At 31.9% G+C, this 23,581-nt stretch carries 25 protein-coding genes; 20 read left to right on the top strand and 5 right to left on the bottom strand.

Translation table 11 applies throughout. The annotated features are described in order from the left end of the window. Positions 1 to 86 precede the first annotated feature (86 nt). From STERM_RS11120 to STERM_RS11110, 3 genes are all read left to right on the top strand, one after another. Positions 87 to 3,029 (top strand): M16 family metallopeptidase, encoded by a 2,943-nt coding sequence (locus tag STERM_RS11120; RefSeq protein WP_012861711.1) that lies wholly within the window; start codon positions 87 to 89, stop codon positions 3,027 to 3,029. Positions 3,030 to 3,369: 340 nt separating this feature from the next. Continuing rightward, positions 3,370 to 4,665 (top strand): purine/pyrimidine permease, encoded by a 1,296-nt coding sequence (locus STERM_RS11115; RefSeq protein ID WP_012861710.1) that lies wholly within the window; start codon positions 3,370 to 3,372, stop codon positions 4,663 to 4,665. Positions 4,666 to 4,736: 71 nt separating this feature from the next. Continuing rightward, positions 4,737 to 5,516, top strand: coding sequence for a Cof-type HAD-IIB family hydrolase (locus STERM_RS11110; protein ID WP_012861709.1), 780 nt, complete (start codon positions 4,737 to 4,739; stop codon positions 5,514 to 5,516). Positions 5,517 to 5,593: 77 nt separating this feature from the next. Here STERM_RS11110 and STERM_RS11105 read toward each other — a convergent pair whose 3' ends face one another. Beyond that, positions 5,594 to 5,986 carry a secondary thiamine-phosphate synthase enzyme YjbQ gene (locus STERM_RS11105; RefSeq protein WP_012861708.1) on the bottom strand — a complete coding sequence of 131 codons (393 nt, stop codon included), beginning with the start codon at positions 5,984 to 5,986 and terminating at the stop codon, positions 5,594 to 5,596. 117 nt (positions 5,987 to 6,103) lie between these two features. Here STERM_RS11105 and msrA point away from each other — a divergent pair, with 117 nt between their 5' ends. Both msrA and rlmD read left to right on the top strand, forming a co-directional pair. Continuing rightward, positions 6,104 to 6,637 carry a peptide-methionine (S)-S-oxide reductase MsrA gene (gene msrA / locus STERM_RS11100; RefSeq protein ID WP_012861707.1) on the top strand — a complete coding sequence of 178 codons (534 nt, stop codon included), beginning with the start codon at positions 6,104 to 6,106 and terminating at the stop codon, positions 6,635 to 6,637. A 14-nt stretch (positions 6,638 to 6,651) separates the two neighbouring features. Next, complete coding sequence (gene rlmD / locus STERM_RS11095; RefSeq protein ID WP_012861706.1) at positions 6,652 to 8,022, top strand: 23S rRNA (uracil(1939)-C(5))-methyltransferase RlmD; 1,371 nt, start codon at positions 6,652 to 6,654, stop codon at positions 8,020 to 8,022. A 370-nt stretch (positions 8,023 to 8,392) separates the two neighbouring features. On the opposite strand, the gene STERM_RS11090 is transcribed toward rlmD, so the two are convergent. After that, positions 8,393 to 8,575: a hypothetical protein gene (locus STERM_RS11090; protein WP_012861705.1), complete on the bottom strand. Its 183-nt coding sequence runs from the start codon at positions 8,573 to 8,575 to the stop codon at positions 8,393 to 8,395. Between the two features lie 165 nt (positions 8,576 to 8,740). On the opposite strand from STERM_RS11090, the gene STERM_RS11085 reads away from it, so the two are divergent. The 9 genes from STERM_RS11085 (at position 8,741) to STERM_RS11045 (ending at position 15,692) form a co-directional block, all read left to right on the top strand. Continuing rightward, on the top strand, positions 8,741 to 9,061 hold the full coding sequence (locus STERM_RS11085) for a hypothetical protein (protein WP_012861704.1): 321 nt from the start codon (positions 8,741 to 8,743) through the stop codon (positions 9,059 to 9,061). Between the two features lie 144 nt (positions 9,062 to 9,205). Beyond that, positions 9,206 to 9,922 carry an SIMPL domain-containing protein gene (locus STERM_RS11080; protein WP_012861703.1) on the top strand — a complete coding sequence of 239 codons (717 nt, stop codon included), beginning with the start codon at positions 9,206 to 9,208 and terminating at the stop codon, positions 9,920 to 9,922. 72 nt (positions 9,923 to 9,994) lie between these two features. After that, a complete protein-coding gene (locus tag STERM_RS11075; RefSeq protein ID WP_012861702.1) occupies positions 9,995 to 10,864 on the top strand; it encodes a DUF4846 domain-containing protein in 870 nt (289 codons plus the stop codon). Between the two features lie 30 nt (positions 10,865 to 10,894). Further along, positions 10,895 to 11,506, top strand: coding sequence for a histidine phosphatase family protein (locus STERM_RS11070; RefSeq protein WP_012861701.1), 612 nt, complete (start codon positions 10,895 to 10,897; stop codon positions 11,504 to 11,506). A 30-nt stretch (positions 11,507 to 11,536) separates the two neighbouring features. Continuing rightward, on the top strand, positions 11,537 to 12,469 hold the full coding sequence (locus STERM_RS11065; RefSeq protein ID WP_012861700.1) for a magnesium transporter CorA family protein: 933 nt from the start codon (positions 11,537 to 11,539) through the stop codon (positions 12,467 to 12,469). Between the two features lie 151 nt (positions 12,470 to 12,620). Beyond that, entirely contained in the window at positions 12,621 to 13,355 is a 735-nt protein-coding gene (locus tag STERM_RS11060) for a murein L,D-transpeptidase catalytic domain family protein (RefSeq protein ID WP_012861699.1), read from the top strand. 162 nt (positions 13,356 to 13,517) lie between these two features. Next, a complete protein-coding gene (locus tag STERM_RS11055) occupies positions 13,518 to 14,282 on the top strand; it encodes a tRNA threonylcarbamoyladenosine dehydratase (RefSeq protein ID WP_012861698.1) in 765 nt (254 codons plus the stop codon). Beyond that, positions 14,279 to 15,151: a hypothetical protein gene (locus tag STERM_RS11050; protein WP_012861697.1), complete on the top strand. Its 873-nt coding sequence runs from the start codon at positions 14,279 to 14,281 to the stop codon at positions 15,149 to 15,151. The genes STERM_RS11055 and STERM_RS11050 overlap by 4 nt, the downstream gene beginning before the upstream one ends. A gap of 163 nt (positions 15,152 to 15,314) precedes the next feature. Continuing rightward, positions 15,315 to 15,692 carry a hypothetical protein gene (locus STERM_RS11045; protein WP_012861696.1) on the top strand — a complete coding sequence of 126 codons (378 nt, stop codon included), beginning with the start codon at positions 15,315 to 15,317 and terminating at the stop codon, positions 15,690 to 15,692. 108 nt (positions 15,693 to 15,800) lie between these two features. Here STERM_RS11045 and STERM_RS11040 read toward each other — a convergent pair whose 3' ends face one another. Then, positions 15,801 to 16,703 (bottom strand): toxin-antitoxin system YwqK family antitoxin, encoded by a 903-nt coding sequence (locus STERM_RS11040; protein WP_012861695.1) that lies wholly within the window; start codon positions 16,701 to 16,703, stop codon positions 15,801 to 15,803. Between the two features lie 166 nt (positions 16,704 to 16,869). Between STERM_RS11040 and STERM_RS11035 the strand changes: the two genes are divergently transcribed. The 4 genes from STERM_RS11035 to STERM_RS11020 all read left to right on the top strand — a co-directional run bounded on the left by STERM_RS11035 (position 16,870) and on the right by STERM_RS11020 (position 21,163). Next, positions 16,870 to 17,955, top strand: a complete 1,086-nt coding sequence (locus STERM_RS11035; RefSeq protein WP_012861694.1) for a toxin-antitoxin system YwqK family antitoxin — start codon at positions 16,870 to 16,872, stop codon at positions 17,953 to 17,955. A gap of 82 nt (positions 17,956 to 18,037) precedes the next feature. Beyond that, positions 18,038 to 18,880, top strand: a complete 843-nt coding sequence (locus tag STERM_RS11030) for a hypothetical protein (protein WP_012861693.1) — start codon at positions 18,038 to 18,040, stop codon at positions 18,878 to 18,880. 17 nt (positions 18,881 to 18,897) lie between these two features. Beyond that, positions 18,898 to 19,215, top strand: coding sequence for a nucleotide pyrophosphohydrolase (locus STERM_RS11025; protein ID WP_012861692.1), 318 nt, complete (start codon positions 18,898 to 18,900; stop codon positions 19,213 to 19,215). 22 nt (positions 19,216 to 19,237) lie between these two features. Then, positions 19,238 to 21,163 carry a tetratricopeptide repeat protein gene (locus STERM_RS11020; protein WP_012861691.1) on the top strand — a complete coding sequence of 642 codons (1,926 nt, stop codon included), beginning with the start codon at positions 19,238 to 19,240 and terminating at the stop codon, positions 21,161 to 21,163. A gap of 63 nt (positions 21,164 to 21,226) precedes the next feature. Here STERM_RS11020 and STERM_RS11015 read toward each other — a convergent pair whose 3' ends face one another. Next, positions 21,227 to 21,688 (bottom strand): pyridoxamine 5'-phosphate oxidase family protein, encoded by a 462-nt coding sequence (locus tag STERM_RS11015; protein ID WP_012861690.1) that lies wholly within the window; start codon positions 21,686 to 21,688, stop codon positions 21,227 to 21,229. A 17-nt stretch (positions 21,689 to 21,705) separates the two neighbouring features. Next, positions 21,706 to 21,852 carry a hypothetical protein gene (locus STERM_RS22195; protein ID WP_012861689.1) on the bottom strand — a complete coding sequence of 49 codons (147 nt, stop codon included), beginning with the start codon at positions 21,850 to 21,852 and terminating at the stop codon, positions 21,706 to 21,708. A gap of 264 nt (positions 21,853 to 22,116) precedes the next feature. On the opposite strand from STERM_RS22195, the gene STERM_RS11010 reads away from it, so the two are divergent. Both STERM_RS11010 and STERM_RS11005 read left to right on the top strand, forming a co-directional pair. Further along, a complete protein-coding gene (locus tag STERM_RS11010) occupies positions 22,117 to 22,698 on the top strand; it encodes a hypothetical protein (RefSeq protein WP_012861688.1) in 582 nt (193 codons plus the stop codon). After that, positions 22,661 to 23,506: an N-acetylmuramoyl-L-alanine amidase gene (locus tag STERM_RS11005; RefSeq protein ID WP_012861687.1), complete on the top strand. Its 846-nt coding sequence runs from the start codon at positions 22,661 to 22,663 to the stop codon at positions 23,504 to 23,506. The genes STERM_RS11010 and STERM_RS11005 overlap by 38 nt, the downstream gene beginning before the upstream one ends. The last annotated feature ends 75 nt before the right edge of the window (positions 23,507 to 23,581 follow it).

The following is a 23,581-nucleotide window of genomic DNA, read 5'->3' as shown; positions in this document are numbered from 1 at the left end:
AAAATAAAAATAAAGAAAGTAATTTTTATAATTCTTGAACTATTAAATAAAATATCGTAAAATACTTAGTGGAAAAGGAGGTAATAATGTTGATAAAAAGTAAAAGATTTTCATGGGTGTTATTTGGACTGATACTGAATATTTTTTTATTTTCGCTGTTAAGGGCTGATGTAGAGCTGAAAACTGATAAAAACGGGTATACATATGAAACAGTTAAAGAAAATGAAAATTTGGGACGTTTATATACACTACCTAACGGGCTAAAGGTTTATATGGCACAAAATAAACTAAAACCGGTTATAGAGACAAGAATAGTCGTAGGTACCGGATCAAAATATGATCCCAGTGATAACACAGGTTTAGCACACTATCTGGAGCATATGATGTTCAAAGGAAATGAGATAATAGGGACTGTAAACTGGGAAGCTGAAAAGCCTTATATTGAGGAAATAACTAATCTGTACGAAGAACATAAAAAAGCAAAAACACAGAAAGAGAAGAATGCTGTATATGCCAGAATAGACAAGCTTTCATATGAAGCAGCAAAGTACGCGGCTCCTAATGAGCTGGATATAATTGTAAAAAGTATAGGCGGGAAAAAATATAACGCATTTACCAATAATGACGAAACGGTCTATGTGCTGGAAATTCCTTCAAATGAGCTGGAAAGATGGTTAGAGCTGGAAAGAACAAGATTTGGAGGATTGGTTTTGAGGCTGTTTCATACAGAGCTGGAAACTGTATATGAAGAATTTAACCAAAATCAGGATAATGACTTTTTCTGGGTAATAAATGATATAAATAAAAGACTTTACAGTGGACACCCATATGGTGAAAAGACAACCATAGGCCGTGCAGAGGACCTGAAAAATCCTTCTATGACTGCAATCATGGATTTTTATAATAAATATTACGTAGCTAATAATATGGCAATTATTTTGTCCGGGGATATTGATTATGATAATACTATAAAACTGCTGACAAAATACTGGGGAGATTTTAGAAAAAATGATAAGCTGGAGTTCAAGGAATACACTGCAAAAGATTTTACTAAAATAGCTGTAGATACAGTGGAGGGAAGACAGACTGATTTTGTGGCTGTAGCTTACAGATTTGACGGAGAAATCAATCAGTCTGAAAGTGTAAAACTAGGTCTTCTGGCAGAAATGATTCAGAATGATAAGGCCGGACTTATAGATCTTAATGTACTTCAAAAGCAGAAAGTACTGTCTTTGGAAAAAGTGATCCTGTCAAGCAGAGACTATACTACATTCATGCTTGTGGGTATTCCTAAAGCCGGACAAAGTCTGGAAGACGTCAAAAATATTATTCTGGAAGAGATTAATAATCTAAAAACGGGAAATTATAATGATGATTTGATACAGTCAGTAAAAAATAACGTGGAACTGGGACGTGAACAGGCAAAGGATAATAACGGCTATCTTGTAGACAGATTCAAAAATCTGTTTATAAATAATAAAAATATGGATTCAATGCTTGCTGCCGAAACAGAATTTGACTCACTTACTAAAGATGACATGGTAAAATTTTCAAACGACAGATTTAAAGATAACTATGTGGTGGTCTATAAAAAGACTGGAGAAAATAAGCTGAAAGTTTCTGTGGAAAAACCAAAAATAACTCCGCTGGATCTAAATAATACTAACAGATCTGAGTTTGCAAAAGAGCTTATGAATGAAAAAACCAAAAATATTTCGCCGAAATTTCTTGATTTTAAAAAAGATATGCAGAGTTTCAAGCTTCCGAATAAAAATGATGTTTATTATATAAAAAATACGACCTCGGACATATTTAAGCTGGCATATGTTATTGACAGAGGGTCATATAATGACAGGGAATTGAAAATAGCACTGAATTATTCAGATTATCTTGGAACTGAAAATTATACACCAGAAGAATTTGGAGAAATGTTATATAAAAATGCTTTAAACATATCTATAGATATGAACTCGGAAAATGTAATAATAGTACTTAGCGGTCTTGATAAGTCATTTGAAAAAGGGCTTGAAATTCTTCAGGATTATGTACTTAATATCAAAGCAGACAGTGAAATTTATAAAAATTATACAGATGATCTGATCACAGGAAAAAATGAAGTAAAGAAAAATAAAAACGTAGCAATAAACGGTATCAGCAATTATATAATGTACGGTTCCAAGAATCCGTTTAATGATGTTCCGTCAAATGAAGAAATAAAAAACATGGATCCTGATGAACTTGTAAAAAAAATAAAAGATCTGTTTAATTATAAACATGAGGTTTTTTATTTTGGTCCGAGAGATATAAGTACGCTGAAATTACCATTAAACAATAATCTCGAGGTGAAAAATCCAAAAACGGAGAAAGCACCTGATAAATATAAGGAACAGAAAATAACAGAAAATAAAATTTATTATGCCAATTACGACAGTATTCAAAATGATATTATGATTTTGAGTAAAGAAGGAAAATTTACACTGGAAATGCTGCCGTATTCTATGTTATACAGTACATTATATTCAGAGGGGCTTTCATCTATACCGTTTCAGAAGCTGAGAGAGGGAAAAGCACTTGCTTACAGTGCTTATTCGTATATAAAGTCACCTGACAAAAGAGGTAATTCTTTTTATCTGATATCTTATATCGGCACGCAGTCTGATAAAACAGATGATGCCATAAGTTCTTTTAAAGGGCTTCTTGATGAGTTTATAGTAACAGAAGACCAGTTTATCAAGGCTAAGGAGCTTATTCTTAAAAATATAGAAAATCAGAGAATAATAAAGGATGACATATATCAGGCTTATCTTGGAAACAGAAGGCTGGGGCTTAAAGATGATCCGAGAAAGTATGTGTATAATAAAGTAAAAAGTATGACTTATGGGGAATTCAAAGCTTTTTTTGAAGAGAATATATCGAATCAAAAGTATAATATGATAATCATAGGAAAAAAAGAAAATATTCTGAAAGCGGATCTCGAAAAATACGGCACATTAAAAGAATTAAAACTTGAGGAAATATTTGGATACTAAATATAGATGAGTTATTCTTATCAGTATTTGAAATAACCAATATATTAATAAAAAAGTGAATATATAAAAAACAGACTGTATTTCAAGAGTTAAATCCTCGGGATACAGTCTTTATTTTTTCATAAAATTTTTTATAAATTAAAATAACAGAAGATTTTTCAGAATAAAAATATCCGATTTTATATTTAAGCTGTAAAAGCGGCAGGCTCTCCATTTGGAGATTGAATTTTATAAATCGTTTCGGCGGTATTTTATAAAAGTGTTGACAATTAATCCTTTTTAGGTTTAAATGATAAGAAGAATATGAATCTTGAAATATTTGTCTTGAAAGGGGAAAAGTATGAAAAACTTTATTTTGGGACTGCAATGGATGCTTTTTATAATAGCAGCATCAATAGCAGTTCCAATTTCAGTATCTGACTTATATATGCTGAATCCGCAGGAAACACTGATATTAATGCAAAATACACTTTTTATTCTGGGGATAGCAGGGTGTATACAGGGGTTTTTCGGGCATAAAATGCCGATATCTGAAAGTCCGGCTGGTCTGTGGTGGAGTGTTCTAAGCATATACAGTGGGATGATAGCAGCGGGTTATGCCACTAATATAGAGGTTTTGCAGATATTTTCCGGCGGAATGATATTAAGCGGAATATTATTTATAATTCTTTCCGTTACAGGCCTGATGGATAAAATCTCTGTTTTTTTCAGTCCTGTAATAACTATTATTTACCTTCTTTTACTTACATTACAGTTAAGCGGAACATTTATAAAAGGCATTATTGGAATAAATGCACAGAATCAGGTAATAGAGCCTGTAACTGCAGTTTTAAGCATAGGAGTGATTATACTTACTTTTTGCCTTGGAAGTTCAAAGAATAAGAGAATAAGACAGTTTTCCATTTTATTAAGCATAGGAGCAGGGTGGCTTATCTTTATGATGTTTAATAAAACCGGAAAAATAATATTTACAGATAAAATAATAAACTTCCCCAGACCTTTGGCGTTCGGTATGCCGAAATTCGATCCGGGCATGGCTTCCACAGCTTTTTTCATAACTTTTTTGTTAATAATGAATATGCTGGCTTCGATAAGTATAATGGGAAGCATAACGGGAGACAATGAAGAAAAATTAGTAGAAAAGTATAAGAATTCCGGCCTTGTATCGGGTATAAACCAGATTTTGGGCGGTACATTTAATACAGTAGGGACAGTACCTGTTTCCAGCTCGGCAGGTTTTGTAGCACAGATTGGTGAAAAATCTATGGTTCCTTATCTGGCAGGCTGTATATTGGTAAGCATCGTTTCACTGTTTCCAAAGTTTATAAACATAATGGCATCTCTGCCGGCTGCAATCGGGTATTCTGTGACCTTTGTACTTTTTTCAAAAATGATAAGCATGGCTTTATTTGAATTGAAAAAGGTCATTGATGAGGAAAATTCATATACAATAATAGGTATTTCCATACTGGCAGGCGTGGGAATATCATTTTTGCCGCAATCGGCATTAAACGGGCTTCCGTCAATAATTTCAGCATTCGCAGGAAATGGTTTAATAACCGGATCACTTCTGGGAGTGATCTTGGAACAGATATTTTTATTAAAAAAACGAAGAGCAGGAAAAAAAGCCGCATAATATTCTTATACGAATTATATAATTTGAAAATTTCAGGAAGAAATTTTAAATATAAGAAAAGGAGATCAGTTATGAAAAATATAATTTTTTTTGATGTTGACGGAACACTTTTAGACCATTCCATAGGAATGGATAATGTTCCGGATCAGACAAAAAAAGCGATAGAGCTTTTGGATAAAACAGGGAATTACTGTATAGTTGCTACTGCAAGAACAAATCTTACAGAAGAACTAAAAAGCCTGCCTTTTTCAGGTATGGTGCTGTCAAACGGAAACTATATTGAATTTCAGGGAAATGAAATACATAATAAAGTTTTTTCTGCAGATCAGCTTACTAATATGATGACAGTACTGAAAAAATTTAACGGAGCATATATAATGGGAGGATACCATGATATATTAATCAGTGAAGCGGATAATTTTCTTATAAACGAACATGACAAAATATACGGAAAACCGGATTACAGACTGGGTATTCCTGTTGATGAAAAGATAAATGCGGTAACAGCATTATTTCATAATAAAAATGATATGTATAATGCTATAGAAAATCTTCCTTCAGAATGGATTTATCATATTTATGAAAGTCCAAATACGCATATGGATATTTATCTCTCAGGATTTTCCAAAGGAACGGCTGTAAAGTATCTGTATGAATACTTAAAAATACCGTATGAGAATACATATGCATTCGGAGACGGAAAGAATGACAGAGAAATGATGGAACTGGTAAAATACAGTACGGCTATGGGAAATGCAGTGGCAGAAATCAAAGATATCGCCTATATGACAACTGATAATGTCAGCAATAACGGTATTTATAATGCTCTGAAAAAATACAGACTCATTTAAAAAAAGAAAAGGAAGCATTTCTGCTTCCATATATAGTAGTGTAATGTCTTATTTATAACTTAGATATTACACTAATATTATTTTTCAATAAACTGTATTTTTATCTCTCTGTTTGACCGCGGACCATCAAATTCACAAAAATAAATTCCCTGCCATCGTCCCAGAACTGGAGTTCCGTTTACGACCTGTACCGTGAGATCAGAGCCTATAAGGGAGGCTTTCAGATGTGAATCGCTGTTTCCTTCCGTATGATAATATCTGATGTCCGGAACTAAATCATTCAGGGCATTAATAAGATCGGTTTTTACATCATCGTCTGCATTTTCATTTATTGTAAGTGCGGCAGTCGTATGAAGCACATTCAAAAAAAGTATACCGTTTCTCCATTTATTTTCCTGTATGGTATTTTTCACCATAGCTGTTACTTCGATAAATTCATTTTTTGCTGAAGAATTAATTTTTAAGATCATTTAATATCACCTCTTATAATATATTATAATACATTTTTTTCAAAAGAGAAGAAAAAAATATAAAACATGGAAAAATATCTTAAAGTATGGTATCTTATTTACACGAGGTGATAAAATATGAAAGAAATTATACTTGCAGGCGGATGTTTTTGGGGTGTTGAAGCATATTTCCAAAGACTTAACGGAGTTATAAAAACAGAAGTAGGGTATACAGACGGTGTCAGTGAGAATCCTACGTATAAGGAAGTATGCAGCGGAACTACAAATCATGCTGAAGCTTGTAAAATAATTTATGATGAAAATATAATTACACTGAAAAAAATTCTGGAACATCTTTTCAGAATAATAGATCCTACATCTCTGAACAGACAGGGCTATGACATAGGGACACAGTACAGAACGGGGATATACTATAAAACAGCTGAAGATAAAGAAATTGCAGAAAATTTTATTAAGGATGAGGCTGGAAAATATAATAAACCAATAGTGGTTGATATAAAAAAAGAGAGCAGATTCTGGAATGCCGAAGAGTACCATCAAAATTATCTTATAAAAAATCCCAAAGGCTATTGTCATGTGGATTTGAATCTAATAAAAGACGAGGAGATAAAACCGCATCTGGATTTGGAAAAAATACTGGCAAGTAATTAGAATTAGGAGAGAAAATGAAAAAAGGAGAACACCTTACAATAGAAGTAGTTGATGTAAAGTTCCCAAATAAACCATATGGTTTTTTTGAACAAAGGAAAGTTTACCCGAAACTAAACTGCATACCGGGTCAAACCGTAACAGGCAGAATAAAGAAAATGAAGAAAGATAAAATAGAGCTTGGAAATGTAGAGGTAATAAAAAAAGCGGAAAATCAGATAGAACCGGCCTGTATTCATTTTGATCTGTGCGGAGGCTGTACTTATCAGCATTTATCATATAATGATCAGCTTGAGCTGAAAACCGGGCAAATAAGAGAGCTTTTTGGCGGGAAGCAGATTGATTTCGAAAACTTTTTGGGAATAGTTCCGGCAAAGCAGCAGTTTGGCTACAGAAATAAAATGGAGCTTACATTCGGCAATGCGGAAAAAGACGGACCGCTTACTCTCGGGCTTCATAAGAGAGGAAGTTTTTATGATATAATAACCATTAGAGATTGTAAATTAATGGATGAGGATTTTAATAAAATAACTAATTTTACTATTGATTTTTTTAAAAAGGAAAATTTAAGCTTTTATCATAAAATGAAACATACAGGTTTTCTTAGAAATCTTGTGATAAGAAAAGGAGAATTTACAGGAGAACTGCTTATAAATCTGATAACAACATCACAGTCAGACTATGACATGAATGAATGGAGGAACGGAATTTTAAGTTTGGAACTTAGCAAAAAGATTATCGGACTTTTATGGACGATTAATGACAATATCTCAGATGCTGTCAACTCTGAAAGTGAAAAAATACTGTATGGAGAGAAGGATTTTCATGAAAAGCTTCTCGGACATGACTTTAAAATAAGTCCGTATTCATTTTTTCAGACTAATTCGTCAGGTGCTGAATTACTGTATTCGAAGGTTCTGGAATTTTTGCCGGATACCGAGGATAAAATAATCTTTGACCTTTTCAGCGGAACCGGGACAATAGGACAGATAGTATCTAAAAATGCCAGATATGTTTATGGAATAGAGCTGGTAGAGGAAGCAGTAGAAAAAGCAAATGAAAATGCAGAGCTTAATAATATAAAAAACTGTAAATTTATTGCCGGAGATGTATTCAAAAAAGCAGAGGAGCTGAGAGAAGCGGATATCAGACCTGATATAGTTATATTTGATCCTCCGAGAGCCGGGGTGGGACAGAAGGCTCTTGAAAAAATACTGGAATTTGATATGAATGAGATAATTTATGTATCATGTAATCCAAAAACATTTATTCAGGATGTAGAGATACTAAAAAAATCTGGGTTTGAGCTGGTAAAGAGTGTGTGTGTGGATATGTTCCCGAATACGCCTCATGTAGAAGTAGTGTCGCTGCTGGAAAAAAATGTCTGAGTACTATATTTTAGAATGAACTATCAATTTTGTAAGGAAATGATAATAATTTTCTTCACAAATTGTGTATTATTATCATGGAATTTTTGTTAATATATACTTGACTTAGAAGAGAGAGTATTTTTCTTAATGTTTTGTGTGTTCGTGGAGGTTTTTACCTCCCTTATATTTCTAAAACTACCTTAAGTATATATAAAATAGATTTGGAACTGTGTATTAACAAAAAAATTATATATGTGTAGATCCCTGACAGCCTCTGCGACGATATATAATTTTATGTTATCAGCAGTTCCTTTTATATTTTGCGGATAAAAAACCGGGAAATACTTTCCCGGTTTGTGTGTGGATTTATAATAAATACAATGAATTCTTATTCTTTAATCTGTGATGCAATCCCTGATTTGGTATTCTTTATAGCATCAATGATTTTTGAATCCAGTGTTTCATAAAGCATACTCCTAAAAATTGAATTTCTGAAAATACACTTTCTTCCACTCCCTTTAAACTCAATCATTTTTATTTCATTACAGTCTAAATTTTTAATATTATTCATAATCGTACCTTTCTACCACACACTATAATTATACCATATTTAACAATAGAATTTAAAATATTCATTTTCATATAGAAATTTTTATATAAATGAAAAAAATATAAAAATTAATTGATTTTTACTGGGAAAATTAGTACACTAAGAGTAAAGAAAGCGAGGAGAAAAATGAAAAAAGGAATATTTTTATTAGCATTGATTACAGGAGCAGCAGCTTTTTCCAATTGTGATGCAAAGGCTGAAAAATTACTAAATACAGTAATAAAAGATAAGCTTATTGTCTCAAAAAACGATAATTTGAAATATTACAGCCCTGAAAAGGACGGACCCGGATATTATAAATATCAGATATTTGAGGATCATGATACACATACTGTAAACAGAGCGTATATCGAACTGGATATGAAGACAGGTACTGCCTATAAAATGAATATAGCAGACGATAAACTGGAAAAAATATATCAGGACAAATCAAGTGTATGCAAATAAAAAATGATAGTATTGATTCTGTAAAGACAAGGGTTTTATAACATTACAGCCGGTTGTCTGTGTGTGAAACTCATCTTGACATAATACTTTAAATTCTTTATAATTATATTTAAGTCGAAATAATTTTAACCAAAGAGGTGTTTTATGAAAAGGGTACAGTTTGTACTGGTAGCTGTGATACTTTCATTAGGTTTGATAATATCTAGTGCAATAGTATCAAATACCATAGAGTCTTTGAAAAAGAAAGACGATGTTGTTACCGTAAAAGGGGTAGCAGATAAAAAAGTAAAGTCCGATAAAGGAATTTTGGCTATAGTTGTTAAATCAAGCGATAAGGATATAAATACAGCTGTGGAGCATTTGAAAACAAATACACAAAATATAGCGGATCAGATAAAAGCAGAGGGTTTCGAGGATTCTGAAATTAAACTTGAAAATATAGTTTCAGAGCCGGTATATTATTTTAATGACAGAGGTAATCAGACAACAAGGATATTATCATATAATGCTACTCAGATGATAGTGATAACTACTGATAAAGTGGATAAGCTTGATCCTTTGGCATTAAAATTATCAGAAAATATTGAACTTGCAGTTTCTGAACCACAGTATTTTGTCACTAATATTGAAAAGCTGAAAATAGACTTACTCGGAGAAGCAACTAAAAATGCCAGACTCAGAGCAAATGAACTATTGAAAAATAACGGAAGAAGTATAGGCGGAGTAAAAACTGTAAATCAGGGTGTTTTTCAGATAACAGGGGACAATACATCTGAAACTTCGGATACTGGTTATTATGACACATATTCTATTGAAAAAACTGTAAGAGCAGTAATATCTATTGAATACAGAATAGAATAAAAGAAAAACGGACTTGGAATTTTGCTTAACCGGTAAAGTGTACAAGTCTTTTTATATATTACGGGAGGAATAATGAGAAAAAAGAAATTTACATTACTATTAATAATAGTCATATTTTTGATTTCCTGCGGCAAGTCGGGAAAAGCTGACAATATACAGGAAAGCAGAAATACAGGTACAGCAGTTGAAATAAAGTCTATAGTCATACCGGACGGAATGACGGTGGATAAAAGATATAATCTTCCGGAAGGATATGCAAGAATGACATTTCCGGAAGATAGTTTTGCCCATTATCTTCAGACATTTCCGGTGAAAAAATACGGAGAAAATGTGTATTATTTTGACGGGAGAGAAAAACCGAATAAAGTGCATGACAGTATACTGGATATAGATGTGGGAACACAGGATTTACAGCAGTGTGCAGATGCTATAATGCGGCTTCGGGCAGAGTATCTGTACAAAAACAAACGTTACAAAGAGATAAGCTTTAACTTTGTAAACGGATTTGATGCCAACTTTGATAAATGGGCAAGCGGATATAAAATTTCCAACAGCTCAAATAAAAGCACATGGGTGAAAAGCGGAAAAGAAGATTATGGTTATGAAAATTTCAGAAAATATCTGATAATGGTTTTTTCTTATGCAAATACTTATTCATTGGATAAACAGATGAAAAGTAAAGATATAAAAGATATGATTCCCGGAGATGTATTTATAAAACCCGGTTTTCCTGGACATGCTATAATAGTTATGGATGTAGGACAGAACAAGGAAGGAAATAAAGTATTTCTTCTGGCACAGAGTTATATGCCAGCTCAGGATATGCATATACTAAAGAATTTTAACAGTAAAATTTCACCGTGGTATTCACTGGACGAAATAAAACAGACGCTGAATACTCCGGAGTGGACTTTTACTTCTGATCAGTTTAAAACTTTTTAATAATATAAAAATAATAAGGAGATGAACAAATTGCTGGATATACTATTAGTTCGACACGGGCAGACAAAATGGAATGTAGAAATGAGATTACAGGGGACATTAGATTCAGATTTGACGGAAACTGGGATTTTTCAGGCAAAAAAGCTGAGTGAAAGATTGGCAGATATTGAGTTTTCAAAAGTTTATGCTTCTCCAAGCGGAAGAACAATGAAAACTGCAGAATTAGTACTGGGAAACAGAGTAAGCCCTATAGTTACGGACGAAAGATTAAAGGAAATGAATTTTGGCGTTCTTGAAGGAAAAAAGATAGAAACACTGAACGAAAGATTTAAAGGGGAAATAACTATTATGCATGAAGATCCGGAAATATATAATCCTTCAGAATATAACGGCGAGACATATAAAGAGCTGATCAGCAGAACCTCTAATTTTTTAGATGATATTATCACTAAGGAAGATGGGAAAATACTTGTAGTAGCTCACGGAATGTCACTTATGGCGATAATCTCCGCAATAAATAATCTGGAAGTAAAGGATTTTTGGAGCAGAGGTTTAAAGCCCAATGTTTCTTTGACAATGTATAATTATAATAATGGTTTATTCGGTGAAGAACTGTTTTATGATACTTCACATTATGAATAATAAGTATTATAAAAATGCAGGAGGTGAAGAATGTTAAGATATTACAGGCTGAACGGTCATGTAAAGGAAATAAAAAATTCTGCCGAGTATAAAGATGCTAATTTAATAAAAATGGTAGATCCTCAGTATGAAGATATTTATAAAATTTCCAAAAAAGAAAGGATAATCCATGAATATCTAAAGGATTCACTTGATAAGAATGAAATACCGCGTTTGGAAAATTATAAAAATCAGCTGTTTTTACTGATAAGAGTTCCGACAGAAGATGATAATAAGCCGGGGAATCTTACTTTCAAGACAACACCGATGGGAATAATACTGACTCCGGAAAAACTTATTCTTATTGCTTCCGAAGATATGAATATTATAGATGTGGTAATAAATAATTACGGGAAAAAATTTGAAAGTATAAGAAGCTTTGTAATGATGGTACTTCTTGCCACTACAAAAAGATATCTGAAATATCTGAAGACATTAAATATAAATATAATCAGAGCAGAAGCAAGACTGAGAAAAACACAGTCAAATCAGGAACTGATAAATCTTATGGAAATAGAAAAAAGTCTGGTCTATTTTACTACTTCGCTAAAAGGAAACCAGATGGTAATGGAAAGACTTTTGAGCGGAAAGCTTTCGGAAAATGACGAGGAGAAAGAATTCATCAGGGATGTAATAATAGAAAATAATCAGGCGCTGGAGATGAGCCAGCTGTACAATAACATAGTGGACAGTCTGACAAGTGCTTTTTCTTCAATTATATCCAATAATTTGAATATTGTAATGAAAGCACTGGCAGCACTTACGATTATACTCAATTTTCCGATGCTGGTATCCAGTGTATACGGAATGAATGTTCCGCTGCCTTTTCAAAATCAAAAATATGCTTTTATAATAGTAATAGCAATTTCAATTGTACTGACCATGCTCAGCACATGGTATCTGATAAAAAGAAAATGGTTTTAATTTTTTAGTGCGTGTCAAGCAGCTTTTACCGCCTATTTAAAACAATCTGTTATACCAGCTCTTGATTTTGAATTAAAAATATGATATAAACATTAAAGGAGATTTATTATTATTTTGAAACGGTAAAACTAGGATAGGATGATATAGTACAATGAGAAAACTTATTTTATTATCATTAGTGACATTTACACTTTCGATGGTATCATTTTCTTCAGAATATTTTGAAGATATGTTTAAAATAATTGACAATAACAGCAGCAGCTTAAGATCGAGCATGAATATTTTTGACCCAAGTAATGAGGGAATAAGAGAGGAATATATGACACTCGGCCTTGATAAAAAACTAGATTTTGAAGTTTTTAAGCAGGCTGTGGACGGATTCAAAAAAGTGAAAAAAAAGAAGAGAAATGTCCTTACAATAATAGATTTCAGCAGTTCTTCATCAGAAAAGAGATTTTACGTAATAGATTTTGATAAAAATACAGTGTTATATGATACTTATGTGGCACATGGGAAAAATTCCGGAAACAATTACGCCACAGAATTTTCTAACAGCATAGATTCTAATATGAGCAGTCTCGGATTTTATTTAACAGGATATACTTATGAGGGTTCAAACGGTTATTCGTTAAAATTATACGGACTCGAAAGTGATATAAATGACAATGCTGAAGCAAGATCAATTGTAATTCACGGAGCTGACTATGCAAGTCCGGAATTTTTGAGATCAAACGGTCATTTGGGAAGAAGTCTCGGGTGTCCTGCACTGCCTTTAGAGGAATATGCACAGATAATTGACGAGCTGAAAGGCGGGAGTGTAGTATTCATTTATGCAAAAGATAAAAGTTATCAGGAAAATTCAAAATATGTAGAAAACGAAGCGTAAAAAATATAATTTTAACTGGGTATTACATGATATCGCAGAATATCTGCAGTCATATAATACCTTTATTTTATTTTTAGAAAAATTATGGTAAAATATGTACAGCTTTTTATAAAAAACATTTTTATGAGAAGTAAAAGCAACGATAAATTTAGGAGTAAATAAATGTCATATGAATTTGCAAGGCTGGAAATGCTTATAGGAGAAAATGGTATACAAAAATTAAAAGGATCATCAGTGGCAATTTTTGGAATTGGAGGTGTAGGATCATATTCCGCAGAGACACTGGCGAGATCAGCTGTCGGAAAAATTATACTTGTTGATTTTGATAAAATTTCTGAATCGAATATAAACAGACAGATACATTCTCTCAAAAGTACTGTAGGTCTTAATAAAGCTGAGGTAATGGGAGAAAGAATAAAGGATATAAATCCTGAATGTGAAGTAATAAAAGAAATAAATCTTCTTAAAGAAAATAATATTAAGGAATTTTTTGAAAAATACAATCCGGATTTTGTTATTGATGCCATAGATATGGTCAAGACAAAAGCAATGCTCATAGAATACTGCAGTCAAAATAATATTAATATTATTTCTTCAATGGGATTCGGAAATAAAATGTTTCCGGAAATGATTGAAATATGTGATATCTATGATACTCTGGTGTGTCCGCTTGCCAGAACGCTGAGAAAGCTTTTGAAAAAAAAAGGAATAAAAAAGCTTCCGGTTGTTTTTTCCAGAGAAATACCTATGGTACCTGATAAAAGTTCAAGATATAAAGACGAAGGAAAAACAGAATATTTTATGGGTGAAGAAGTTCCCTGGAAAATAACTCCGGGAAGTAACAGTTTCGTGCCGTCGGCAGCAGGAATAACAGCAGCCTCATATGTAATAAGAAAAATTCTGAATATAGACAGGAGTGTAAAATGATGAAGTTATCAGAAGGAAATAAGGAAAAATTATTAAAAATAATAGTTATTCTGGGGATTATACTTTCAGTATTCGGTGTATTATCAAAAATATTTGAAATAACAATTTTTGATTTTTTAAAAAATGAATCTGAAGAGTATATGAGAAATTCGTATAATCAGTCAAAAACTTTGTTTCTGACTCTTTCAGTGATAAAGGGAACAATGGGAGTGATAGAAGGCAGTACTCTGAATGCCAATGCAGTAATAGGGATAAATCTGGAATTAGGGGATATAATAGAACCAGTCTATGAAATGATAAATATTTTATGGAAAACTTCCTTGTTAAGTGTAGTAATATTAAAAATAGAAACTTTATATTTTGGTTTTTTTACAATGAAGCTCAGTACATTTTTACTGTCAGTATCAATGATTTTTATTGCCCCGTGGGTGTTTATAAAAAATAAATTCACGGAAATATTATCAAAAATTTCCAAATATTTCTTTTATTCATTTTTGTTTATATATTTACTGATACCGTCTGTATTGTTTATGACTTCAAAAGTAGTAAATGTAATGGAAACAGAATATAAAGAACCGGCTATAAAAAGAATAGAACAAAATGTAGGAAATCTTAATTCTTCAGCAGAAGCACTTTTTAGACCGGCAGAAAATACCAGTATTTTTAATATTAAAGGACAGGTTGACACTTATAAGGATAAAATAGACAGCTTCAAGACTGAAGCCGGAAATGTCACTGAGAGTATTTCAGAAGATGTTCCGCTTATCATAGGGGTAACAATATTCGGATATATAATTCTGCCGTTATTGCTGACAATATTTTTATATAAGCTCGCAAAAAGTCTGGTTATGTCAAAGTTTTCAAAGTAACAGTCTGTTTAAAATATGGGGGAAAAGAATACTGTTATTGTAAAATCTGAGTTTCGCACTGTGAGAATGATTGGGAATCTGATTTTATATGTATAATAATTGTTAATTTTGAAAAATACGATAATTATGGTATAATATAATTACTACTTGGAGGTGAGAAGTTATGAGAAAAGTAGTTAGTATTTTATTATTTCTAGTAATAGGTTTTTTTTCTTTGGCTGCAATGAAAGACGGTTCTTATTCGGTTGATGGGAGAACTTCCGGAGGATGGCAGGCATTTATGAAGATGACTGTAAAAAATGAAAAAATAATAAATGTGCAGTATGATAGGAAAAATTCACAGGGACAGCTTCTTTCAATGAGCGATAAAGATTTCAGAGACGGATCTTTTGCCTTGTCAAGAAGTTTGAAGAGTACACAAAATGTGAGTACAATTGAAAATATAAGTAATTCGGAATTAACCAATGAATTTAAAACAATGGCAAATTTTTTGATAAACAAGGCTAATTCAGGACAAACAGGGGATTTTACGCTTAATTAGCGTGTTATGACCGCCGTTTTTTGCGGCGGTTTTTTAGTACTATTTTTTATGATTAGTTATATAATTAAAAAATCGGTTCTCCCGAACAGGAAAAACCGATTTTTCATTTTAAAAATAATTTACAGTTACAAGGTTTCCGTTTTTGTCATAAAAAAACCATTCACCAGTTGCACTGTAATCATAGAATTGTCCTTTGGCTTTTACGATTCCGTTGTCATAATACTGAACAAAATCACCATTTCCGTTTACTAAAGAAATGTTTCTTTCGACACTGCCGTCAGGGAAAAAACCTTTTATATCTCCAAGAACCTTACCGCTTACATAAGTTTCTTCCAGTTTTAGTTCACCGTCCGGGTGGTACCAGAGCCATTTTCCGTCTCTGTAATCATTTTTAAAAGTACCAGATGATTTCTTTTTACCATTCGCATAAAATGACTGCGCTTCACCTTCAAGCTTATTGTTAGCATAAAATTCTTTCTCAATGACGATACCATCAGAAAATTTATAAGCTTCACCATTTTTAGCACCATATTTATAAGTGAAAACTGTCTTTAGAAGTCCTGTGTCGTCATAATTATATTCCAGCCCGTTTTGTACACCATTCACATATTCACGGTATGCTTTCGGAGATCCGTTATCGTAATATTCTGTTTCACTGCCTGTTTTGCTTCCGTTTTTATAAGAAGCAATTTTCTCAAGAGTTCCAGCGGAAGAGTAGAAAAACGAGTCTCCTTCAAGCTTTCCATTTTTAAAATTCTTGATTGCTTTAACAGAACCGCTTGAATAATAGTCTACATAGTAACCTGAATAAGATGAATTGTCACCTAAATTCACAGCCTGGTTATTATAATCAACACTGACATTCGCACTTGTGCTAAAATCAGTATTATAAACCTCTGCGATCATATCGTAAGTTTCGTATACATTTTTGGGTTTAAAGTTTTTATTAACTTCAGAAAAACTTGTGAAAAAAATCAAACCAAAAACAAATAATAAGTTAAGTTTTTTCATTTATTTCTCCTTTCATCCAGACATTATATCATTTATTAATAAAAATTTCAAATTCAAAATCCTGTTTTCAAAATAAAGAAAAAAATTATGAAATAGTGATTTTTTTTAATTAAAACTAGAGAATTTGTTTTGAAAATGTGATATAATATTTCAAAAGAGGTGAAGTATGAAAAAAATACACACACTTATATTTTTTATTTTTATGACGGGTACATTGTTCGCAAAAACACATACTTATTATTACAACAGGGAATGGAGCAGGGCAAACCCTGAAAATGCTGTTTATTACAGGGAAATAAGTGATACAAGAAATTTCAGAGGTTATGCATATACTGATTTTTTTATGAACGGCAGACCCAAGAGTTCAGGATATATGAAAAAGTTTAATAATAAAAATACTATAAACGGTCCTGTTATAATATATGATTTTGACGGGAAAACAGCAGAAAAAAGCTCTTATCTTTCCGGAAAGAAGCACGGGAAGGAAATAAAATATTACAGAAACGGAGCTATAAGAAGTATTACCGGCTATAAAAACGGGATGAAGCACGGAAAAGAAATAAAGTATTTTGAAAATGAAACAATATCATATGAAGCAAACTATAAAAATGATCTTTTACACGGTACTGAAACTTTTTATAAATTTAATGGTGACATAATCACAAAAATAGAGTATAAATATAATAAATATGATGGGAAATATATTGTTTATAACGAAAATTTTCCCATTTTGGAAATTACATATAAAAAAGGCGTAAAAGACGGAAGCTATAATGAATATTTTGAAACGGGAATGCTCAAAGAAAGTGCTGTATATAAAAGGGGGAAGATAGAAAATATAAAAAAAGAATATTATGAGTCCGGAACTTTGAGAAGTGAAATAAATTATAATGACGGAGTGGTAGACGGACTTGGCAGATATTACTATGAAGACGGGAAGCTTCTTGCAGAGGGTCTATTTTCGAATGGTATAAGAATAGGCAGCTGGAAAACATATAACGAGAATTCCAAAATAAGTTTTATAGAAAATTATTCCAATAATCAGGAAGATATAGAAAGAATCGAATACTCCCTAAACGAAATACTGGAGGCAAAGAAATATTTTTCAAAAGGTATTCCGACAGGAGTATGGGAATTTTTTGACGAAAAAGGCAATAAAGTAATAGAAGCTGAATTCAGAGACGGGGAAAGGCTTGCATTCAGGCTCTTAGACCTGAGCGGACGGGTTCTTGAAGAAGTGGTATATAATTAAGTTATTATTTTCTTCACTTTTTCTTTGAAAAATTTGTTAATTTAAGTTATAATTAAGAGCAAAAATGTACTCAGGAGGTTTAATGGAGAAATTCATATCAGGGCCGGGAAGAAAATCCTTGACAATAGAAGATGCTTTTAACTGGTCTTTTGAAATACTGAAGCTGAATATTAAAACATTATTTCCTTCTTTGGTTATACTGATGATTTTGAAACTGGGATCCAGAATGTTTTTTAATAAGGAAGATACATTCTTCTGGAATATGCTGATATTATCTTACAGCGGACTTAGCTCTTTTATTTCCCTGATTATATACAGCGGTCTCAGAGTGGAAATATCGGATTATATTGAAAACGGAAAAAAGATAGAATCACCGTTTGCTTCAGGAAAAAAATTATGGCAGAGAATAATATTCATAGCTCTCCTGTATTTCACATTTTTATTTGTAGCAGGAGTATCAATGGGTATTTTTATATTGTTTCTCACAATGATAGGTCATATAAGTATATTACTGGCTGTGTATACAGGCTTGGCAGCATGTGTTGCCGGAGCTGCGGCATGCATTTTCCTAAAAGTGAGACTGGCTTTTTTTCAGAATATATATTATGTAAGAAAATTAGGTGTTGTAAAATCGCTTTTATATTCTTTGCATATAACGAAAAATTATTTTACCAAAATTTTTTTAACAGACATCATATTTTGGTTTTTGATATTTATACTGGAAATAATACTGACATTTAGTAATTTTATTAATTTTTTTTCAAAGAATTTATTACTGGTAATTATTATAGTAATTACACAAAGTATTATCAGTTTTATGATTTCATTTCTCTTTTGTGTAAAAACCGGTGTAATTTCTTTGTTTTATCTGAATGCAGAATACAAAGACCTGCAGCCGGAAGAAGAAAATAATAAAACTACTTAGACAGGACTGATGATATTATGACAGATTTCAAAATATCCGATTTGGTAAAAATAATAGAAGACTTTAGAAAGTCACGGGGATGGCTGGAAAATGACAACCCCAAAAATGTAGCTATGGGGATTTCAGTAGAGGCAGGAGAGCTCATGGAGCATTTTGTCTGGTCAGATATATCTGACTCATGGGAGATTTCCAAAAAACAGGAAGTTTCTGATGAAATAGCTGATGTATTCATAGGTCTGATTTCAATGACAAATATGTTAGATTTAGATATATATGGAATTGTAAGTAAAAAATTAAAAGATTTGGAAGAAAGATACCCTGAAATAGATAGGTAGGAATCAAAAGGAGGATAACAATATGTTTAAGAAAATCAAAAATCTTTTCGCTAAGGAGGAAAAGCCCGTCCAGAGAGAGCAGTATGATGTTCCTGCACCGGTGGAAACAGTTACATTAATTTCACCAAATGGTCTAAAAAACGAAATTACAAAAGATGAATGGGTGGAGAAATTTTTGAAGCCTTCATTGGAAAAAAACTGGAACAATTTTGAAAATTTATATAAAATAATTTTGGATGCATTTCATAATAATGTAATAAATGAGGTAAAGGAAGCATGTTTCAGATTATATAACAATGATCCGATCAGAGAAAGAGGAACTAATATACTGGGAGTTTTCTACGGTCAGAATAAGATGTACGATAGTGCAGTGAAGGTATATGAGAAATATATAGAAACTGAAAAAGAATCACCGTTAATATATTCTAACTATGCCCTTATGCTTGATGAAATGGGTGAAAAAGACAGAGCAAATAATTATTATAAGGAATCATTGAAGCTGGATCCGAATATATCGAATGTATTGTCAATTTTACTGGAAAAAGCACAGGTAGAAAAAGAAAATAAAAAGTATGTAGAAATATTTGAAGAAATATCAGAATTACCGAACAGCTGGAGAGCAAAGCTGTATTTGGGAAGCATAAAGCTGAAGGAACGTAATGTACCAAAGGCAAATGCTTTATTTACAAGAGCTTTGGAGGAGTCAGGACAAAATGATGAAGCTGTATCATTCGTTTCCGGTGCTTATGTAAAAGAAGAATATTATGATGAAGTAAAAAAAATAGTTCTTCCGGTGTTTAACCCGGAAACACACGGTCCGTATGCGACAATGAATATACTTCAGATGTTTTATAAAACACATGATTATATAAATGGTCTGAATTTGTTGAAATTTATAAGCGCTTTTAAATGGGAAAATTTTGGAGACAGCTTCATAAAATATGAAAATCTTTTAAATGGAGTAAGACTTGAGATAGAAAACAGAAAGGATCTGAAATTAAAAAACAGGTCATTCCTGATAAAGTCACCGATATGGTATTATAACCTAAAAATGCCGAACTGGTATTTCAAAAATAAAAAGAAGCAGCCGCCGAGTATTTTGATTCTTCCTCTGGCCAATCTAATGGGTGATCAGAAAGATGACAGCCCGGAAGAAAAGCTTCTGCTCGGGATACCTCTTTATATAAATGAGGTATTAATGATGAATACAGGCATTGATAATCATATGGTAATTAACTATACAGATCAGGATCTGATAATATTTAATGATCACATAAGTATGGAATATATCAAAAAAATTAAAGAACTGAATAATATGCTTGATTACATAATGTATGGTGAGATAATTTCCAAGAGCGGCAATAATAATGGAAAATCATATAATATAAAAATGTATCTTGCCGACTGCCAGACTTTTGAAAAATATGAATTATTTTCGGGAGAAGTAAACAGAGAAAACTTGAATGAAGTAATAAGCAGAACTTTTGTAAATTTAAATGCATACTTTAACAGATTTATCAGAATTCCGGACATTAAAAAAGATGACATGGAATATCTGCTGTCTCAGGGAGAAAAATTTAGAATATCTCTAAATCTTAATGATACAAATCATTTTATTCCATGGACATTTGAAAGATTATTCTATAATCAGTTTAATCTCATAATGAATAATCCGACAAATATAAGTTATAAATTTGACTTAGTATCGATATTATATAACATTGCAAAATTCCAGCCTCAGCTTTTGAAAAAAGTAGAGGAGCTGGTGTACCTTCTGATTAACAGAAAAGTATTTTCTGATCCGGCAGCGTTTAAAATACTTCCTGTAATATTAAATATTTACAGAGATGATGAAAACTACAGACAGATCATGGATGCACTGACAGAAGAGCCTGCGGAATATATAGACTGGTTAAACAGTTTTATTGATTATACCGGAACATTTTAATTTATAACGGGAGTTGCCATAAGAGCAACTCCTTTTTATATACAGGGAAATAATGAAAGAAATTTAAAATTCTATTCTTTCTGCCATTTTTCTGTCAACATAGAATATTTCCCTGTATGGTTCACCATCAGCAGATGAATATTTCCAGTAAGAAACTTTTTTTGGTGTAATTTTGAAAACAACCTGGCCGTCTAAGTCACCGTATCTGTTATATGAAGACAGATGCTTAGATTTATATAACTCCATTATGTCTTTATTTTTTTCATCTTTCCAGCTGCCGATCTCCTGTGCAGTTCCCTCAATGGAAATATTGCCTGTGCAAAGAGTAACATTAGGATTTTTAGTCATTTGTATGTATTTTGTATATTTTTTATTGGTCTGGAAATAAATATCCATTCCCATATGTACAATACTCATGCTTCTGGAAGTTATTTTGTCGATAAATGAAGTGGAAAGAACCCAGATTTTATTATTTTCCAGCATTTCCACAGTTTCCTGTTCTAGTTTCTGATAATCAATAATCATATTTTCCTCCTGTAAATTTATTTTAATATATTCAATAATATAGTTATTATTTTGGGATACTTGCGGCTTTTTACATCATCGCTGAAATATACATGTCCGATCCATGCTAATATAATAAGAAATGAACCCTGAAGTATCAGTTTCAATAATTCTCCAATAAACATATTTTTACCTCCGCTGGTTTTATTATGTATTAATTTTATCAGTAAATGTGAATAATTTCGATTTTGCTCTGACATGAATACAAGAGATTTGAAAAGTTATATATATCGTATTTTCGGCATTTAAAACAATATTTTTCATTTTTCATAGTTTTTCTACATTTTTTATCGAAGTATAGAATTCTGATTTATCAGTAAAAAAACTTAAGAATTGCATTTTACATTTCATTTAGTTATAATATTAATAAAAACAAAAGAGAGTGTGATATGAAAAAACTAACAGGAATTCTTATAGCAATATTTTTAATTATAGCGAATTTAGCTTATTTAAAGATTAACACACATGATTTTACAGTAAAAAGACTTATTTTTTTGAACATGGGAATACTTATATCAGATCTGGCTTTTTGGATTTTTTTATATCTGAATTTGAAAAAAAGAAATTTCGTAATATTTCTTTTTTTAATTTTTTTAGTTCTGGTAGATCTGGACAGAATGAATGTACAGGTATTTCTTGAGTATAACGACATGGTTACAGGAGGGATTATTTTCCCTACTGTTATAGGAGCAGTCAGATTAGCATATTTATTTGTAAGTGTATATTTTTTCTTTTTTTTATCAGACTTTAAAAACTTTCTGCTAAGAATAGCAGGTATATTAAATATAATAGTAGCAGTTCTAGTTTTTATAGAATTTGATAATTCGTTTGCTCCTTATCTGAAAATTATTACAGCGGCAGTATATATTCTTTATATATTTTTCTTTTTAGGGAAAATAAAGGAAGAAAAAACGGAAAAAAAGGAGGAGAAAAATGAGAATAATACTGAAAAGAATAATCTTACTATTTAACATTTTTCTGATACTGGCCGGATGTACATCTATAACAGAAAAGGGCAGCAGGGTAATAAATACAAGATCAGGAAGTGAACGTGTAGACGGGCTGACTTATAATTCCAAAGGTCAGAATTTCAGACAAAGATTCATAATACTTCATTATACAGTTTCCGACAGGGAAAGATCAATAGATCTTCTTACAAATAAAGACGTAAGCTCGCATTATCTGATTACTGACAGAGAGAATGAACCCATATATTATCTTGTGGATGAAAATAAAAGAGCATGGCATGCAGGAGTCAGCAGCTGGGGAAATTTTACTAATCTGAATGACAATTCCATAGGAATAGAAATAGTGAATAAAGGTTTTATTCTGAAAGACGGAAAAATGGAATTTTACCGGTATCCTTCATGGCAGATACATAAAACTGCTGTTTTAGTACAGGATTTAATAAAACGGTATGAAGTGGAACCACAGAATATACTGGGGCATTCTGATATTGCACCGCAGAGAAAGCAGGATCCGGGACCGCTTTTTCCTTGGGAGGAGCTGTACAGAGATTATGGAATAGGAATGTGGTATGATGAAACAGATAAAGAAAAATATAAAGATGCTTTTGATAACAGGATAACTCCTGAAGAAGTCCAGAAAGAATTAAGAAAATTCGGATATGGGATAGCGGTAAGCAAAGTATATGACGAACAGACAAAGAATGTAATAACAGCGTTTCAGTTTCATTTCAGACAGAATAAATATGATGGAATTATGGATGCCGAGACATTTGCTGTTTTGAAAGCACTTAATGAAAAATACAAAAAGTAAAATTTTTATCAATAGCAGGAAATACTTCTTGCTATTTTTCTGTTTAAGAGATAAAATGTAATATAATATTTAAAT

Origin of the sequence: Sebaldella termitidis ATCC 33386 (assembly GCF_000024405.1) — a bacterium.
Taxonomy (GTDB): domain Bacteria; phylum Fusobacteriota; class Fusobacteriia; order Fusobacteriales; family Leptotrichiaceae; genus Sebaldella; species Sebaldella termitidis.
Note: the sequence above shows the minus strand (reverse complement) of the source record. Positions and strands in the feature narration are given on the sequence as shown.

What these genes read in the sequence shown, in the direction of transcription:
- STERM_RS11080 (WP_012861703.1), top strand. Translation starts at nt 9,206, where the DNA reads ATGAAAAGGGTACAGTTTGTACTGGTAGCTGTGATACTTTCATTAGGT.
- STERM_RS11090 (WP_012861705.1), bottom strand. Translation starts at nt 8,575, where the DNA reads ATGAATAATATTAAAAATTTAGACTGTAATGAAATAAAAATGATTGAG.
- STERM_RS11045 (WP_012861696.1), top strand. Translation starts at nt 15,315, where the DNA reads ATGAGAAAAGTAGTTAGTATTTTATTATTTCTAGTAATAGGTTTTTTT.
- STERM_RS11020 (WP_012861691.1), top strand. Translation starts at nt 19,238, where the DNA reads ATGTTTAAGAAAATCAAAAATCTTTTCGCTAAGGAGGAAAAGCCCGTC.
- STERM_RS11025 (WP_012861692.1), top strand. Translation starts at nt 18,898, where the DNA reads ATGACAGATTTCAAAATATCCGATTTGGTAAAAATAATAGAAGACTTT.
- STERM_RS11050 (WP_012861697.1), top strand. Translation starts at nt 14,279, where the DNA reads ATGATGAAGTTATCAGAAGGAAATAAGGAAAAATTATTAAAAATAATA.
- STERM_RS22195 (WP_012861689.1), bottom strand. Translation starts at nt 21,852, where the DNA reads ATGTTTATTGGAGAATTATTGAAACTGATACTTCAGGGTTCATTTCTT.
- STERM_RS11120 (WP_012861711.1), top strand. Translation starts at nt 87, where the DNA reads ATGTTGATAAAAAGTAAAAGATTTTCATGGGTGTTATTTGGACTGATA.
- STERM_RS11015 (WP_012861690.1), bottom strand. Translation starts at nt 21,688, where the DNA reads ATGATTATTGATTATCAGAAACTAGAACAGGAAACTGTGGAAATGCTG.
- STERM_RS11030 (WP_012861693.1), top strand. Translation starts at nt 18,038, where the DNA reads ATGGAGAAATTCATATCAGGGCCGGGAAGAAAATCCTTGACAATAGAA.
- STERM_RS11110 (WP_012861709.1), top strand. Translation starts at nt 4,737, where the DNA reads ATGAAAAATATAATTTTTTTTGATGTTGACGGAACACTTTTAGACCAT.
- STERM_RS11085 (WP_012861704.1), top strand. Translation starts at nt 8,741, where the DNA reads ATGAAAAAAGGAATATTTTTATTAGCATTGATTACAGGAGCAGCAGCT.
- STERM_RS11010 (WP_012861688.1), top strand. Translation starts at nt 22,117, where the DNA reads ATGAAAAAACTAACAGGAATTCTTATAGCAATATTTTTAATTATAGCG.
- STERM_RS11060 (WP_012861699.1), top strand. Translation starts at nt 12,621, where the DNA reads ATGAGAAAACTTATTTTATTATCATTAGTGACATTTACACTTTCGATG.
- rlmD (WP_012861706.1), top strand. Translation starts at nt 6,652, where the DNA reads ATGAAAAAAGGAGAACACCTTACAATAGAAGTAGTTGATGTAAAGTTC.
- STERM_RS11115 (WP_012861710.1), top strand. Translation starts at nt 3,370, where the DNA reads ATGAAAAACTTTATTTTGGGACTGCAATGGATGCTTTTTATAATAGCA.
- STERM_RS11055 (WP_012861698.1), top strand. Translation starts at nt 13,518, where the DNA reads ATGTCATATGAATTTGCAAGGCTGGAAATGCTTATAGGAGAAAATGGT.
- STERM_RS11075 (WP_012861702.1), top strand. Translation starts at nt 9,995, where the DNA reads ATGAGAAAAAAGAAATTTACATTACTATTAATAATAGTCATATTTTTG.
- STERM_RS11040 (WP_012861695.1), bottom strand. Translation starts at nt 16,703, where the DNA reads ATGAAAAAACTTAACTTATTATTTGTTTTTGGTTTGATTTTTTTCACA.
- msrA (WP_012861707.1), top strand. Translation starts at nt 6,104, where the DNA reads ATGAAAGAAATTATACTTGCAGGCGGATGTTTTTGGGGTGTTGAAGCA.
- STERM_RS11035 (WP_012861694.1), top strand. Translation starts at nt 16,870, where the DNA reads ATGAAAAAAATACACACACTTATATTTTTTATTTTTATGACGGGTACA.
- STERM_RS11005 (WP_012861687.1), top strand. Translation starts at nt 22,661, where the DNA reads ATGAGAATAATACTGAAAAGAATAATCTTACTATTTAACATTTTTCTG.
- STERM_RS11105 (WP_012861708.1), bottom strand. Translation starts at nt 5,986, where the DNA reads ATGATCTTAAAAATTAATTCTTCAGCAAAAAATGAATTTATCGAAGTA.
- STERM_RS11065 (WP_012861700.1), top strand. Translation starts at nt 11,537, where the DNA reads ATGTTAAGATATTACAGGCTGAACGGTCATGTAAAGGAAATAAAAAAT.